20 protein-coding genes and 1 other annotated feature are annotated in these 15,789 nt (G+C 36.6%); all 20 genes read left to right on the top strand.

Annotated features, from left to right (window positions below; genetic code table 11):
• Positions 1-765 carry a ParA family protein gene (locus ACQV2G_RS07345; RefSeq protein ID WP_428873033.1) on the top strand — a complete coding sequence of 255 codons (765 nt, stop codon included), beginning with the start codon at positions 1-3 and terminating at the stop codon, positions 763-765.
• On the top strand, positions 755-1,633 hold the full coding sequence (locus ACQV2G_RS07340) for a ParB/RepB/Spo0J family partition protein (protein ID WP_428873031.1): 879 nt from the start codon (positions 755-757) through the stop codon (positions 1,631-1,633). Before ACQV2G_RS07345 ends, ACQV2G_RS07340 begins: the two co-directional genes overlap by 11 nt.
• Positions 1,634-1,657: 24 nt before the next feature.
• Positions 1,658-1,864, top strand: coding sequence for a DUF951 domain-containing protein (locus ACQV2G_RS07335; RefSeq protein ID WP_428873029.1), 207 nt, complete (start codon positions 1,658-1,660; stop codon positions 1,862-1,864).
• Between the two features lie 15 nt (positions 1,865-1,879).
• Positions 1,880-2,980, top strand: coding sequence for a redox-regulated ATPase YchF (gene ychF / locus ACQV2G_RS07330; RefSeq protein WP_428873027.1), 1,101 nt, complete (start codon positions 1,880-1,882; stop codon positions 2,978-2,980).
• A gap of 11 nt (positions 2,981-2,991) precedes the next feature.
• Positions 2,992-3,756 carry a DUF1129 domain-containing protein gene (locus tag ACQV2G_RS07325; RefSeq protein ID WP_428873025.1) on the top strand — a complete coding sequence of 255 codons (765 nt, stop codon included), beginning with the start codon at positions 2,992-2,994 and terminating at the stop codon, positions 3,754-3,756.
• A gap of 152 nt (positions 3,757-3,908) precedes the next feature.
• Entirely contained in the window at positions 3,909-5,384 is a 1,476-nt protein-coding gene (guaB, locus tag ACQV2G_RS07320; protein ID WP_428875083.1) for an IMP dehydrogenase, read from the top strand.
• Between the two features lie 288 nt (positions 5,385-5,672).
• Entirely contained in the window at positions 5,673-7,043 is a 1,371-nt protein-coding gene (locus ACQV2G_RS07315) for a D-alanyl-D-alanine carboxypeptidase (RefSeq protein ID WP_428873022.1), read from the top strand.
• Positions 7,044-7,060: 17 nt separating this feature from the next.
• Positions 7,061-7,594, top strand: a complete 534-nt coding sequence (gene msrA, locus ACQV2G_RS07310; RefSeq protein ID WP_428876487.1) for a peptide-methionine (S)-S-oxide reductase MsrA — start codon at positions 7,061-7,063, stop codon at positions 7,592-7,594.
• An 87-nt stretch (positions 7,595-7,681) separates the two neighbouring features.
• On the top strand, positions 7,682-7,834 hold the full coding sequence (rpmG, locus tag ACQV2G_RS07305; RefSeq protein ID WP_258436941.1) for a 50S ribosomal protein L33: 153 nt from the start codon (positions 7,682-7,684) through the stop codon (positions 7,832-7,834).
• A gap of 14 nt (positions 7,835-7,848) precedes the next feature.
• Positions 7,849-8,028, top strand: a complete 180-nt coding sequence (secE, locus tag ACQV2G_RS07300; RefSeq protein ID WP_090289890.1) for a preprotein translocase subunit SecE — start codon at positions 7,849-7,851, stop codon at positions 8,026-8,028.
• Positions 8,029-8,138: 110 nt separating this feature from the next.
• Complete coding sequence (gene nusG / locus ACQV2G_RS07295) at positions 8,139-8,678, top strand: transcription termination/antitermination protein NusG (protein ID WP_428873018.1); 540 nt, start codon at positions 8,139-8,141, stop codon at positions 8,676-8,678.
• A 12-nt stretch (positions 8,679-8,690) separates the two neighbouring features.
• On the top strand, positions 8,691-9,491 hold the full coding sequence (locus ACQV2G_RS07290) for a hypothetical protein (RefSeq protein WP_428876486.1): 801 nt from the start codon (positions 8,691-8,693) through the stop codon (positions 9,489-9,491).
• 20 nt (positions 9,492-9,511) lie between these two features.
• On the top strand, positions 9,512-10,435 hold the full coding sequence (locus ACQV2G_RS07285; RefSeq protein WP_428876485.1) for a lysostaphin resistance A-like protein: 924 nt from the start codon (positions 9,512-9,514) through the stop codon (positions 10,433-10,435).
• 143 nt (positions 10,436-10,578) lie between these two features.
• Positions 10,579-11,004 (top strand): 50S ribosomal protein L11, encoded by a 426-nt coding sequence (gene rplK / locus ACQV2G_RS07280; protein WP_428874537.1) that lies wholly within the window; start codon positions 10,579-10,581, stop codon positions 11,002-11,004.
• Between the two features lie 82 nt (positions 11,005-11,086).
• Complete coding sequence (rplA, locus tag ACQV2G_RS07275; protein ID WP_428874538.1) at positions 11,087-11,776, top strand: 50S ribosomal protein L1; 690 nt, start codon at positions 11,087-11,089, stop codon at positions 11,774-11,776.
• A gap of 37 nt (positions 11,777-11,813) precedes the next feature.
• Positions 11,814-11,936 (top strand) — a sequence feature (ribosomal protein L10 leader region).
• Positions 11,937-11,973: 37 nt separating this feature from the next.
• Positions 11,974-12,510, top strand: a complete 537-nt coding sequence (rplJ, locus tag ACQV2G_RS07270) for a 50S ribosomal protein L10 (RefSeq protein ID WP_428874539.1) — start codon at positions 11,974-11,976, stop codon at positions 12,508-12,510.
• A 59-nt stretch (positions 12,511-12,569) separates the two neighbouring features.
• On the top strand, positions 12,570-12,947 hold the full coding sequence (gene rplL, locus ACQV2G_RS07265) for a 50S ribosomal protein L7/L12 (RefSeq protein WP_428875546.1): 378 nt from the start codon (positions 12,570-12,572) through the stop codon (positions 12,945-12,947).
• Positions 12,948-13,064: 117 nt separating this feature from the next.
• On the top strand, positions 13,065-13,769 hold the full coding sequence (locus ACQV2G_RS07260; RefSeq protein WP_428874541.1) for a response regulator transcription factor: 705 nt from the start codon (positions 13,065-13,067) through the stop codon (positions 13,767-13,769).
• A complete protein-coding gene (locus tag ACQV2G_RS07255; protein WP_428875547.1) occupies positions 13,759-15,006 on the top strand; it encodes a sensor histidine kinase in 1,248 nt (415 codons plus the stop codon). Before ACQV2G_RS07260 ends, ACQV2G_RS07255 begins: the two co-directional genes overlap by 11 nt.
• A 297-nt stretch (positions 15,007-15,303) precedes the next feature.
• Positions 15,304-15,789 (top strand): hypothetical protein (locus ACQV2G_RS07250; RefSeq protein ID WP_428876484.1); only part of this gene is annotated, 486 nt, incomplete at its 3' end.

Raw genomic sequence — 15,789 nt, 5'->3', positions numbered from 1 at the left:
ATGGGAAAAATGATTGCAATCGGCAACCAAAAAGGCGGAGTTGGTAAAACAACCACAACTGTTAATTTGGGTGCAGCATTAGCCTTTATGGGGAAAAAGGTACTGGTTATTGACTCCGATTCTCAAGGAAATGCTACTTCCGGTTTAGGAATTGAAAGAGGCGATGTGACTTATAGCTTATATGAAGTGCTGGTCGATCGAGTACCTATTCAGGATAGTATCTTAACCACTTCTAGAGAAAATCTAGATATTATCCCATCAACTATTTCTTTAGCAGCTGCTGAAATTGAATTAGTAAATTTTAAAGACCGCGAATTTCGCTTAAAAGAAGCTGTAGAATCAATAAAGCAAGATTATGATTATCTTTTAGTAGATTGTCCACCGTCCTTAGGGCAATTATCTATTAATGCCTTTACAGCATCTGATACAATTTTGATTCCGGTTCAAGCAGAATATTATGCCTTAGAAGGTTTAAGTCAATTATTAAATACAATCCGCTTAGTTCAAAAGTCATTAAATCCTCAATTCAGAATTGAAGGTGTATTAATAACTATGCTAGATGCGCGCACGAACTTGGGCTATGAAGTAGTTGATGAAGTACGTAAATACTTCCAAGAGAAAGTATATGATACGGTAATTTCACGAAACATTCGTTTGTCAGAGGCTCCATCTTATGGTTTGTCAGTAATTGATTATGACCCAAAATCTAGAGGAGCCATCATGTATAAAGAATTGGCAGAGGAAGTGATCAATAATGGCCAATAAACCAAAAAAAGGTGGACTAGGTCGTGGAATGGAAGCTCTCTTTAGTTCAGCTTATGAAGAAGTACCTAACGATCACGAAATGGTCACCGAAATTAAATTAGAAGATATTCGTCCAAATCCCTACCAACCTAGAAAACACTTTGATCTCAATGCTTTGAATGAGTTAGCGGAATCGATTCGTCAAACGGGTGTTTTCCAACCTATTATTATTAGAAAATCCTCTATTAAAGGATATGAAATTATTGCAGGAGAGCGTAGGGTACGTGCTTCTAAATTGGCAGGCAAAACAACCATTCCAGCAATTGTTAGAGAACTTGATGAAGAAGCAATGATTGAGATTGCTGTAATAGAGAACTTGCAAAGAGAAGACTTGAGTCCTTTAGAAGAAGCAGAAGCATATGATATGCTAATGGAACGTTTAAAACTAACGCAAGCAGAAGTTGCTGAACGTATTGGGAAAAGTCGCCCTTATATAGCCAATTATATTCGTTTACTTCAATTGCCAGATCCAATTAAACAGTTAGTAAATGAAGAAAAACTATCTATGGGCCAAGCACGCACCATTTTAGGGTTAAAAGATAAGAGTCAGATGGAGAATTTAGCTAAAAAAGTTGTTAAAGAACAGCTTACAGTGCGTCAGTTAGAAGAAGTAGTACAAAAATATAATCAATCATTACCAAAAATGACGAAAAAGGGACGAACCGAAAATAAATCACCACTTTGGTTAGCAATTGAAAATCAAATGGAAGAAAAGTTTGGGACACCCGCTAAAATTGTTTCAAAAGGAAACAAGGGAAAAATTGAATTAGAATTCGTCAACGATTCAGATTTGACAAGAATTCTAGACTTACTTAACATTCAAGTTTAAATAGTGACAAATAGGAGGGTCAAAATGGATCCAAAAGCTTACGATAAGTTCGATATAGTAGAAATGAAAAAGCCACATGCTTGTCAAACTAATCGCTGGCAAATTATACGAATGGGTATGGATATTCGTATACGTTGTGAAAATTGTCAGCATATTGTTACCATGACACGCCGTGACTTTGAAAAGAAGATGAAAAAAATTCTTAAAAAACATCAAGAAGTAAACCTTTAGAAAGAGAGTGAAATTATGGCATTAACAGCAGGAATTGTGGGACTACCAAATGTGGGCAAATCAACTTTATTTAATGCAATTACTAAAGCTGGAGTGGAAGCGGCAAATTATCCTTTCGCTACTATTGATCCTAACGTAGGGGTTGTGGAAGTCCCTGATGAACGTTTGACAGAGATTACTCGCCTTGTCAAACCAAAAAAAACCATCCCGACTACAATAGAATTCACCGATATCGCAGGGATAGTAAAAGGAGCGAGTAAAGGGGAAGGGCTGGGTAATAAATTCTTAGCCAATATCCGCCAAGTAGATGCCATTTGTCACGTTGTGCGTTGTTTTGAAGACTCTAATATTACTCACGTTTCAGGTAAAGTTGATCCGATTGAAGATATTGAAACCATTAACTTAGAGCTGATTTTGGCAGATTTAGAAACCATTGAAAAACGAATTACTAAAGTTGAAAAGTTAGCACGTACTAAAGACAAAGAGGCTGTTGCTGAGCATGAAGTACTTTTAAAATTAAAAGAGGCTTTGGAACACAACCAATTAGCTAATAGTGTGGAGTTTTACGATGAACAATTACCTTACGTCAATAACTTGTTCTTGTTAACACGTAAGAAAATGCTTTATGTTGCCAATATAGGTGAAGAAGAAGTTAGCAATCCAGAAGGAAACCCGTTCTTAGCAAAAGTTCGTGAATTAGCTGACCAGCAAGGCGCAGAAGTTGTTCCTGTTTCCGCTCGTTTAGAAGAAGAGATTGCAGAACTAGATGATGAAGAAAAGACCAGTTTCTTAGAAGATTACGGTTTAAAAACTTCAGGTCTTGACCGCTTAATTCAATCAGTTTATAAATTGCTTGGTTTGGGAACTTATTTTACAGCCGGTGAAAAAGAAGTTCGAGCTTGGACTTTTAAAGTAGGAATGAAGGCACCACAAGCAGCCGGTGTGATTCACTCAGATTTTGAACGCGGATTTATTCGTGCAGAGACCATGGCTTATGATGATTTAGTGAAGTATGGCTCTGAGCAAGCAGTAAAAGAAAAAGGCCTCTATCGCTCAGAAGGTAAGGAGTATATAGTTAAAGATGGAGACATTATGCTCTTTCGCTTTAATGTATAGGAGGAAATTCAATGAAAGATCAGCAAGAAGAAAAAGTTGTAGAAGAAGTCTCAAATAGCCAACCACTTGAAAATCAAGTGGCAGTTGAAAGTCAAGAAAGCTCGATATTAACTGGGGTACCACAAGAAAAGGTGGACCAGTTAACCAAACGTAATCTAAAATTTATGCTAGACATTGATCGCTACTTAAAAGAAGAACAAATATCACAAGCAAATTGTCAAGTAGTTTATTTGGAAATGGTAGATACACTTTTAGAAGGGCAAAAAGATGGTCATACTGCTAAACATATTTATGGAACGCCTAGTGAAACTAGTCAGATTATTATTAGTAAAGCAGTAAAAGAGCATGAAGAAAAAGAGAAGTCACCGGATTGGCAAATTGCTGTCGATGGTGGGTTAATGTTAGGAGCTATTTTCACCCTAATAACGGGTGTATTTGGTTTAAGTGGGAGTTCAAATGTTCAAGAAAATTTCTATATGGGTATCCTAACAGTTATCCTCAATTATGCTATCGGTGGTTATGCGATGATGCGAACAGCAAAAGTCTTACCAGACTTGGATGCTCCTAAAGGGCAAAAGGGTTATGGGCGCTATTTCATGGCATCTACAATTGCAATGATGGCTTGGATTGGTTTAATTATGTTAAGTCAAGCCTTTATACCGCCGGTAATTAACCCAATTTTACCGCCTATGGGCTATATCATACTGGGTGTAATTACTTTGGTCTTACGTTATTACTTAAAGAGAAAGTGGAAAATAGTTGGTGGACTCTTTTAAGGGCATGCTGTTTGATAAAAAGACGAACATTAAATACTTCTCATAATCTAACATCTGCAAAAAACTTGTTTCATTCCCACTAACATGTTAAATTAGTTGGAAATTATCGTCGAATCGCTTGTAGAGAATCAAAAACATATAGGAGGAAAATAATGTCATCTTGGGAAACAAAATTTGCGCGTGAAGGTTACACATTTGATGATGTCTTGTTAGTTCCAGCTCATAGTGAGGTATTACCAAATGATGTCGATTTATCAGTCCAATTAGCCCCTAATTTAAAACTAAATATTCCCATCTTATCAGCCAGTATGGATACCGTAACGGATGGGAACATGGCGATTGCTATAGCCAGACAGGGAGGATTAGGTGTTGTCCATAAGAATATGTCTATTGAAGATCAAGCAAACGAAGTACGAAAAGTAAAACGTTCGGAAAATGGCGTTATCTTGGACCCATTTTATTTAACTCCTGAGAATCTATTGCAAGAAGCAGAAGATTTAATGAGTCATTACCGCATATCAGGTGTTCCAATTGTAAAAAGTGAAGACGATTTGACACTTGTAGGTATTATTACAAATCGTGACATGCGTTTCATTGAAAATTATCAAGATAATATTGGCTCTCACATGACTCATGAGAATCTGGTAACAGCAGCCATTGGCACTTCACTAGAAGAAGCTGAAAAGATTCTTTATAAAAATCGGATTGAAAAATTACCACTAGTAGATGATGAAGGACGTCTTTCAGGTCTAATTACTATAAAAGATATTGAGAAAGTCATTCAATATCCTCAAGCTGCTAAAGATCAACATGGTAGACTATTAGTGGCGGCAGCCATTGGAATAACTAGTGATACATTTGAAAGGGCAGAAGCCTTAATTAAAGAACAAGTTGATGCGATTGTAATTGATACCGCTCACGGGCATTCTGAAGGCGTGATTCGTAAAGTCAAAGAAATCAGAGAGGCTTACCCAGATGTAACCATTATTGCTGGTAACGTAGCAACAGCCGAAGCGACACGCGCTTTATTTGAAATTGGTGTTGATATTGTAAAAGTGGGTATCGGACCTGGTTCAATTTGTACAACTCGTGTAGTAGCCGGAGTAGGAGTTCCTCAACTAACTGCTATCTATGAATGTGCTTCAGCAGCAAAAGAATTTGGTAAAACCATTATTGCTGATGGCGGCATTAAGTATTCAGGTGATATTGTTAAGGCGCTTGCAGCGGGTGGGCATGCGGCTATGCTCGGCTCTATGTTAGCAGGAACAGATGAATCACCAGGTGAAATGGAAATTTATCAAGGTAGAAAATACAAATCTTATCGTGGCATGGGCTCTTTAGCTGCTATGCGTTCAGGATCAAGTGATCGTTACTTCCAATCAAAATCAGAAGCCAACAAAATGGTTCCTGAAGGTATTGAAGGACGTGTTGCATATAAAGGTGCCGTTGAAGATGTTATCTTCCAAATGGTTGGAGGTTTAAGATCTGGTATGGGTTATACCGGTTCAGCTAACCTTAAAGAATTGCGTGAGGAAGCACAATTTGTAAGAATGTCTGGTGCAGGACTGATTGAATCTCACCCACATGACATTAATATCACCAAGGAAGCACCAAACTATTCAAGATAAAGATAAACTGAAGTATCAAAGCCTACTGCAATAGACTTTGATACTTTTTTATTAATTTCTATCATTTTTTACTTAAAAAAGACAAGTAAAATTAAAAGCTGCTAACAATTGAATAACTCTGTATCTAAATTAGGAAAAGCTTATTTTAATAGGAAAGTGAGAACTACCTTTTTTTATTCAGTTGGGTATAATAGAAAAAGCAACTTTTAAATGAGCATAAAGAGTGAGGAGTGGAGCCTAACATTGCTTATAAACGGTATTAAAAGGATACTTGTCTTAGGATTACTTATGAATAACTTTCTATCAACTGATGGTTATGCTGTGACTACATCGAAAGATTCAAATCCCACTGATGAGGCTTCCTTGCAAGAAATGGATACTCTGCCGGAAGAAAGTATAGCTGAAAATCTGGTAAACGCGATGCCTGTTTTTGAGGAAGTAAAGGGGGCCTATATTGTAGACGGCCTCAATGGGCAAATCCTTTATAAGCATGAAGTGGACCAGCTAGTTGAAGTGGGTTCTTTTAGTCAATTACTTTTATTATATAGGGTGTATCAAGCCATTGATCAAGGTCAGTTGGACAGTGATCAAGAGGTATGGATATCGGACGAGGTTTACGCTTTGAGTCAAGATTATAATTTGCCGAATGTTCCTTTAAGACAAGACTTGTCTTATTCCTTAAAAGATTTAATGGAAGCTGTTAGTTTAAATGCTGCCAGAGGAGCGGCCTTAGCCTTAGCAGAAGAATTAACTGGATCCGAAGCAGAAACACTTAAGCAAATGAAAGAACAGTTAAATGAATGGGGAGAAGAAGATTTTGATTTAATAAATGTGACTGGAGTGAGTGATCGTTATCAAGTGGGTGATTCTGAAAGCATTTATCAAGGGCGAACTAACAAAATGACTGCTCAAACAGTTGCTACCATAGCCTATCATCTGATTAATGAATACCCTGAATGCATGGAAGCTAGTCAGATTTATCAAAAGCTTTTTCAAGAAGATACGAGCGATGAGTTTGAAATGACCAATCCCAATCTGCTAATTGAAAGTGCTAATTCACTTTATGCTATGGAGAATGTTGATGGTTTGACTGCCAGTAAATCAGAAGAAGATGGTTATAATTTAGTTGCAACGACAGAAAAGAATGATTTACGTCTAATAGTAGTGGTATTAGGTGTCAGTGAAAACGAAAAGCTTTATCAAGTTAGTAGAGAATTGATTGAAAGGGCCCAAAATATCTTCCGCATTGAAACAGTTATTGAAGAAAATTCATTAGCTACTCACCTAGACTCCATTAAAGTGGAAAATGGCAAAGTTAATAAGTTACAATTAATGTATGGATCAAACTTACAATTAGTGGTACCTATTATTGATACGGCCCCACGACTGGTTTATCAATTTACAGCTAATCAAGAAGTGACCAATTATCACGTTAAAGCGCCTGTTAAAGCAGGCAAGGTTGTAGGAAAAATGCAAGTCGATATAGCTGATTATCGTCTACCTATTCTAAAGTCCGGTAGAGGAAATTATGTGCCAGTAAAAGTAGCAGAAGATATCGAAGAAGCCAATATCTTAGAAAAAACTTGGCGAAATGTTCAAAATACTGGCGAAAATACTTGGAATGCTGTTCGAAAATTCTTTACGGATTTATTTAATTAAATAAGGGAGGTAAAATTATGGAAAATAAAGAAACGGCGATTTTTGCAGGAGGTTGTTTTTGGTGCATGGTTCATCCATTTGATGAAAGAGATGGTGTTATCTCTGTAGCTTCTGGCTATACGGGTGGAGATAGTGTGAATCCTACCTATGAAGAAGTCTGCTCAGGACAAACGGGTCATGCAGAAGCTGTCAAAATCGAATACGATCCTAGTAAAATAAGCTATCAAGAACTTCTAAAAATTTATTGGTCTTCAGTCGATCCGACTGATAAAGATGGACAGTTCGGTGATCGAGGCTCCTCTTACCGACCAGAAATTTTTTATAGTACCCAAGCCCAAAAGGAAGAAGCCGAACAATCGAAAGCAGAACTTGAAGCGTCACAAGTTTTCAAAAAGCCGATTGTTGTGCCAATCAGTCCAGCCCAAACATTTTACCTTGCAGAGGACTATCACCAAGACTTTCACCGCAAAGAACCGGATCATTATCAAAATTTCTACCGTGGTTCCGGGCGTAAAAAATTTGTTGAAGAGGTTAAAGATAAATTGAATTAAGATAGTAAATGCTAAGCTAAGCTTGACATTTAAAAGATTTCTATTTATCATTCTTAATGATTCTAAACAAAAGACGGAGGTGGGAAAATGGCTCAAAAGAAAGCGTCACTAGCTTGTAGTGAATGTGGAAACCGTAATTATCAAATGATACCAACTCAAGCGGGCCAAACCACTCGATTAGAAATTAAGAAATTCTGCAAGAATTGTAATAAACACACGATTCATAGAGAAACCAAATAGAAAAGAGGAATATAATGAGTTACATTAAAGGCATTGCCCAAGAAATGAAAAAAGTAACTTGGCCTACAGCTAAGCAAGTAAATAAATTTACTTGGACCGTAATTATGATGATTATTTTCTTTGGATTATACTTTGCTTTAACAGATTTTGTATTTGGCAATTTCATCGACTGGTTAATTAGTCTAGGCGCATAATCATAAAAATATTTATTATTTGCTTAAGCATGTTATAATAGAATACAAATAAAACCTACACCCTTGTAGGTTTTTTATTTTACAAGAAATTAATTAAAGGAGATTTAACTATGGAATCTAATAAGGAATGGTACGTTTTGCATACTTATTCTGGTTATGAGAATAAAGTAAAAGAGAATATTATGATGCGAGCAGAAAGTATGAATATGGAAGACTTTATCTTCAATGTGGTAGTACCTGAAGAAGAGGTAACCGAAATGCAAGATGGAGAGAAGAAAACAAAGATTCAAAAGACCTTCCCAGGTTATGTGTTAGTTGAAATGGTGATGTCTGATGAGTCTTGGTTTATTGTTCGTAATACGCCAGGCGTGACTGGATTTGTAGGCTCACATGGCGCTGGATCTAAGCCGGCACCTCTTTTACCTGAGGAAATGGAAGCGATCTTGGGGGATAAGCCTGCTCAGAAAGTTCAATTAGAAGTTGAAGTGGGCGATTTAGTTGAAATTATCGATGGCGCTTTCTCAGGAATGACTGGAGAAATCGAAGAAATCAGTGAAGAAAATCAAAAACTTAAAGTAGTTATTGAAATGTTTGGTCGTGAAACAGTAGCCGAATTGGACTTTATGCAAGTGCGCAAAGACAATCTTTAATTAGGTGGTTTCATGAAACAAAAGACTGACCACCACATCCTCTATTTTCGTTTAGCCATGGTGATGTATCTCTTGGTTTTGTGCTTACAGTTGGTTTTTGATGCCAGTTTTATCGAATCCATCAGCTTGAACCAAGTCTTAGAGGAAGTTCCTCATGTTTTGCTTCCTGTAGAATTCACTTTTTATCTCTGGCCAATCATTATTCTATGGGAAGCGTTTGGTTTATTTGCGGGACAACGGAGACAGGCTTTTACAACTTTTGATCAGAGTTATTCACTGTTAGTGGCTCCCAAATTAGTTGAATTATCTTTTTACCATACAGTCTATCTTTTGATATGGTCGCAACAATTATATTTATTTACCTTCATCCTTATGGTGCTCTATTTGAGACGGATTATTTCTTTTATGAAATTAATTTCATATAAAAGCTCCCTGAACGAACCAAGTTGGCTATTAAAGCTTCCCATTGGTCTTCATACCGGTTGGTTGATCAGTATGACGGCCCATATTTTTTATAGCTATTTAGTGAGTAAAGGATTAAACAGTCATAATGGGTGGATGATAGCACTTGCTTGCCTTTTAATTCTTGCTATTGCAGCCGGAAGTAGCTACTTGTATGCACGTTATGGTAACCAGGCAATTATGCCGGCTGTTTTAATCTTTCAATTAGGGCTACTCTATCATCATTATCCTCGTTCATCCTTTGGATTAAGACATAACTTCTTTTATCTTGTGATTGCGGTTGTATTTATTCTGACCTTAGCCGTATACATACGTTACTTGCGTTATCAAATAAAGCAAAAGACTTTTTAGATTTTTATAGGAGGAAAACTATGAACTGGCCTTTCAATCAATCGATGCAGTTGACGCAGAAACAAGCAGGCAAAAAACCATTTAGGGTTATTGCTTTTACTGCGCTTATAAATCTTGTTAGTTTACTATTTGCTTCACTTATTTCAGTTTTTTTAATTGGTCCATTAATCTATATGAAATTTGGTGATTCCTTTTTAACCGAAGATGTAGGTCAAGCACTGTTAAACGAGCCATTAATGGTTTATTTAGAACTATTTTTAACGATTATTACTATTATTACAACGGTCCTTTTGGCTAAATGGTTGCAAGGACGCAGACTTAACTCCTTTGGCTTTTATAAAGATAATTTCCTAAAAAAATATGGGATGGGCGTCGTAATTGCTACCGCCTTAATGTTCTTTATTTTTTTAGTTAATCTTTTGATGGGGACGATCTCTGTCCAAATGAACCCTCACGCCGATGGAGTGGCGTTTATCCTCTTATTAGTCGGCTTTATGATCCAAGGAATGTCTGAAGAAATCCTCTTGAGAGGTTACTTGATGAATGGCTTGGCAGCCGCTTGGGGAGTTCCTCTTGCCATTTTGATAAACTCCATCTTCTTTAGTTTGTTGCATTATGGCAATCCAGGAGTTACAGTTTTAGCCTTAGTTAACATTGCCTTAGCCGGTATTTTCTTTTCCTTATTATTCTATATTACTGATAATATGTGGTTAACAGGAGCTGCTCATTCCTTTTGGAATTTTATAATGGGTGTGGTCTTTGGGGTCCAAGTGAGTGGATTGGTATTACCGGGCACACTATTACTAACTAAATCCAAAGCTGAGGCCAGTTTGATCAATGGTGGAGACTTTGGATTTGAGGGGGGTCTTGTGGTTACAGTTATTTTAGTAGCTGCTTGTATTTACTTAATCAATAAATGTCCGAAACAAGAAAAAGCTATTTAAAAACTTCTTGCAATCTCATAAGCCTTCCGTTATAATATTGCAATGCATGTATTCAAACCATGCATTGGGTGGGAGGAGCAAGTTTAAAAAAGATAAAAGCTCCAATTACCACATCACGAAAATTGACATAAGGAGGAATATTCGTGGCTAAAAAAGTTGTCACTCAAGTAAAATTACAAATCCCTGCAGGTCAAGCGAGCCCAGCTCCACCAGTAGGACCAGCGTTAGGTCAAGCCGGCGTTAATATCATGTCCTTTACGAAGGAATTTAACGCACGTACTCAAGATCAACAAGGAATGATTATTCCAGTTGTTATTGATGTCTATGAAGACCGTTCATTTACCTTTATTACTAAAACACCACCAGCTCCAATCCTATTGAAAAAAGCTGTTGGCTTGAAAAAGGCTTCAGGTGAACCTAACAAGAACAAAGTCGGAAAGGTTACACGTGATCAAGTCCGTGAAATCGCAGAAATTAAAATGGCAGACTTAAATGCAGCCGATGTAGAAGCTGCTATGCGTATGGTTGAAGGAACTGCCCGTTCAATGGGGATTACAGTCGAAGACTAAGCGCCAAGGTAGCTTCTCGCCCCGTTTCTATCGGGTGTGGGAGGGAAACCCCGAATAACCACAAATATAGGAGGAAAAACAAATGGCTAAGAAAAGCAAAAACTATGTAGCGGCAAGAGAAAAAGTTGACCGTACAAAGAAATATGATGTAACAGAAGCAGTCGCATTAGCAAAAGAAATTGATTTTGCAAAATTTGATGCCTCTGTTGAAGTATCTTACAATTTAAATATCGATGTTAAAAAAGCAGACCAACAAATTCGTGGCGCAATGGTGCTACCACATGGAACAGGTAAAACACAAACAGTGGTAGTTATTGCAAAAGGTGAAAAAGCCGCTGAAGCAGAAGCTGCTGGAGCAGACTTTGTTGGTGAAGAAGATCTAATTAATAAAATCAACGGTGGTTGGTTAGATTTCGACGTAATGGTAGCTACCCCAGATATGATGGGACAAGTTGGACGTTTGGGTCGTGTCTTAGGACCTAAAGGCTTAATGCCAAACCCTAAAACAGGTACCGTTACAATGGACGTAACCAAAGCCGTTAACGATATCAAGGCTGGACAAGTAACTTACCGTGCAGATAAAGCAGGTATCGTGAATGTTCCAATTGGTAAAGTATCTTTTGAAGATGAAAAATTAGTGGAAAACTTCAAAGCACTTCATGAGCAAATTATGCGTGTGAAGCCAGCTACAGCTAAAGGAACTTATATTACTAATTTAGCTTTAGCAACCACTTTCGGACCCGGAATCAAGATTAACGTCGAAAGTTTATAATTTCATATTGACAAATAATTTGTTTATCACTATGATAAATAAGTATTTTAAACGACCTAAGACAGTAAGTGGCTAAGCCTTAATTTCTTACCGAGGAAGTTCCCGTTAAACAGGAAGCTATCTCTATGTCTAGGTGACATAGAGATTTTTAATTTTAAAAATCTCTATACCTATTTGATGGAGGTGAAAGAAGAAACATGGTTAAAGAAGCAGTATTAAATGCAAAGGCTCAAGAAATTGAAAAAATTGCTGAAGATATGAAAAACTCTGCAACAATCGTTGTAGTGGATTATCTTGGCTTAACGGTTGAAGAAGTAACAGACTACCGTAAACAATTACGTGATGCAGGCGTTCAAATGAAGGTTGTGAAAAACACAATGCTTCGTCGTGCGGCTGAAAAAGCAGGAATCGAAGTTCCTCAAGATTTATTCAAGGGTCCTTCAGCGATTGTCTTCTCAGATGACGTCGTAAATCCAGCGAAAATTTCAGCAAACTTTGCTAAAGACAATGAAACTCTTGAAATTCGTGGCGGAATTGTTGAAGGTCAAGCAGCTACTAAAGAAATGATTGAACAAGTAGCGAAAATGCCTGGTCGCGAAGAATTACTTTCAATGTTACTATCTGTATTGCAAGCGCCAATGCGCAATGTGGCATCTGTCCTTTCTCAAGCAAACCCAGCACAACAAATGGTTTACGCTTTGAACGGAATTATCGACAAAAAAGGTGCTGCCTAAATCGATCGCTCGTCGCATAAGTACAATATAAACTAAAAAAATATTTGGAGGAAACCAAAATGGCATTAAATATTGAACAAATTATTGAAGATATCAAATCAGCAACAGTTGTAGAATTAAACGAATTAGTAGAAGCAATTGAAGAAGAATTTGGCGTATCTGCTGCGGCTCCTGTAGCTGTTGCAGCTGGACCTGCTGCTGGCGGTGGCGAAGCTGCTGCAGAGCAAACTGAATTTGACGTAGTATTAACTTCAGCTGGCGACGCTAAAATTAAAGTAATCAAAGTGGTTCGTGAAGCTACTGGCTTGGGCTTGAAAGAAGCTAAAGAATTAGTAGACAACGCTCCTAAAGCAATCAAAGAAGGCATTTCTAAAGAAGACGCTGAAGAATTGAAAGCTAAAATTGAAGAAGTTGGTGGATCTGTAGAAGTTAAATAATTTCTCTATCCCATCTATATTAACCTGGTCAGATCTTCTGATCAGGTTTTTCCCTTTTTAAAGATAAATTTAAAAAGTTGGGCTATAATGGAAGAGAAAGATTGAGGAGGGAAGAAAATGGTCAAGTTATTAATTGCAGATGATGACAAAGCAATTTTAGATTTATTACATATTTATATGCGTAATGAGGGATATGAGTGTATATTAGCTAATAACGGAGAAGAAGCTTTAGAAATAATTAACTTACATCCTGAATTAGATATCGCTCTTTTAGATATTATGATGCCTAAAATGACGGGGATGGAAGTATTAGAAGCCATGCGTCATAAAAATGTAGATATTCCAGTTATTTTTATTTCAGCTAATCAGACTCAAACCGATAAAATTTCTGGCTTGCTTGCAGGAGCCGATGATTATGTTACTAAACCCTTTGAACCTTTAGAGGTAGTCGCTAGAGTCAAGAGTATCTTAAGACGTCAAGGTGTGAATGCTCATTCTTTAGCGCAAAAAGACAGTAAAGACTTTATTAATCTAGGAGCAGTCACAATCGATACTAAAGGACATCAAGTGATGACTGCTGAAGGAGAAGAAATTAAAGTAACAGGTCTGGAATTTGAAATTTTACAGTTACTTGCCGAGCAAAGGGGGAAAGTTTGGTCTGCTGATGAAATTCTTAATAGTGTTTGGAAGGATAATTCCTCTGCTTCTACTAAAACGGTAATGGTCCATGTAAGTAACCTCAGAAATAAAATAGAAGAAGCAACTGGCGGCGAGAAAGTTATTCAAACCGTGTGGGGAGTGGGCTATAAGATTGATAAATAAGAATGAAGAAAAAAAGGCTGGACTAATTCCTTCTTTTAAAAGTTTTAAACTAAGTAAAAGCGACCGCATTGAAATGACGATAAATCTATTTATAGTAGCTGGTACCGTTTCCTTTATTTATCTTGTGCTAATGTTTAGCTATCAACAACTCTTAAATTTTTTAACATTCAATTTAGGATGGACCATTAAAACAAATTTGAAAGATAACATTATCGCATATACACTCTATAATAAAAGTAATCAAATATTAATTGGTCTTTATCTTGCTACTTTATTTATTACAGTGACTTTTAGATATATTCATGAAAGAAATCGGATTACTTTAAGGTATATTCGTAAATATATTTCCGCCATGGCTAAAGGCAAGTATGACCTGAGAATTCCCAATGAGGGAATTGGAGACTATGTCACTTTGGCTCAGGATGTGAACACCCTGATGGACTCTATTAATCAAGCTTTTAAGGAAAGAGACGAGACCGAGAAAACAAAAGATGAATTAATGAATAATATAGGTCATGATATTCGAACGCCACTTACCTCAATACTTGGGTATTTAAGACTGATTCAAGACAGCTCAGATTTAACTCAAGAAGAACTGGCCTCTTATATAAAAACAGTGCATAGTAAAGCTAAAAGCATGCAAGTATTAATCAATGATCTGTTTGAATATACCTCCACCCAACAAACGACTGCAAAAGTTAATAAACAAGCTATAGCTATGCAAGCTTTTACAGAACAGGTGCTTGCTGACTTTAATTTGCAAGCCAAGCAAGCAGGGATTGAAATGTTCTGTCAAGTCACACCAAGTGACTTGGTATTAGAAATTGATCCTGAAAAAATGGTAAGAGTATTTAACAACTTTATAACCAACACTTTTAAATACGGAGAAGGTGCCACTTATCAAAAAATATTAGTGACAGAAATGACTGATCAAGAGTATAAAAAATATACTCGCTATCAAAAAAACAGACTGGATACGATTAAAACAGAAAAATGGGTGGTTATCGAGTTTCGAAATAATGGCACCTTATTGAATGAGGAAGATTTGGAACGAGTATTTGAACGATCCTATCGAGCTGACAGCTCACGGACCTCTCAAAAACCGGGATCAGGCTTAGGGTTAGCGATTGTACGCAATATGGTTGCCCTTCATCAAGGGGTAGCTTATGGAATTGTGGAAGAACAAGATCTTGTCTTTCGGGTCGAAATTCCAATCTTAAGGGAAGACTTACATTAAAGAATCAAACATTACAATACTTGTAATATTTGAAACCGAATTGTATCTTTAAAAACTTTAGATTTACTTGCTATTCTTTAAGAGAAGGTTATAATTATTCATGTTGGAAGAAAGTTAAATGCTTATTCAAACTTAAGTACTAACAAAACTCTAAAGAATTCCTAAAGTTTTTAAATTTTATCTTTAAAAAGCCTTGAAAATTATTTAGAAGTTTGTTAATATTAAAAGTAAGGAATGCAAATAGCTTTCCAGCCGTCGCTAGAAAAATAAAAAACAAAAAAGAAAGAGGTATAATAAATGAAAAAATTATTATTAACTTCAGTTGCAGCATTAACTGTTGCAGCAGCAGGAATGCCAGTAGCAACATCAGTAAACGCACAAACTCAAAATAATCCAGTTGAAGCACAAGAGCAGAAAACTACTTATAAATTAGAAGTAAAAACAGCAGATACAAATATTACTTCAGAATACAAAGCAGAAAGTATGCAAGCAGCTGAGCAACATTTCCACGATTATGTGGCAGGTCAAGGATTAAAAGACTTAGAATGGTCATATGATTTTGATACAATGACATTCATGGCAACAGATGAAAAAGCACCAGAATTATATACTTACAAATTAATAGTAAAAACAGCTGATACTAATATTACATCAGAATATAAAGCAGAAAGTATGCAAGCAGCTGACCAATACTTCCACGACTATGTAGCAGGTCAAGGATTAAAAGGCTTAGAATGGTCATATGATTTTGATACAATGACATTCATGGCAACAGATGAAAAA

Origin of the sequence: Facklamia sp. P12955, from assembly GCF_050409565.1 — a bacterium.
In the GTDB taxonomy this organism is placed as follows: Bacteria; Bacillota; Bacilli; order Lactobacillales; family Aerococcaceae; genus Facklamia.
This window is presented reverse-complemented; position numbering and strand designations above follow the sequence as displayed.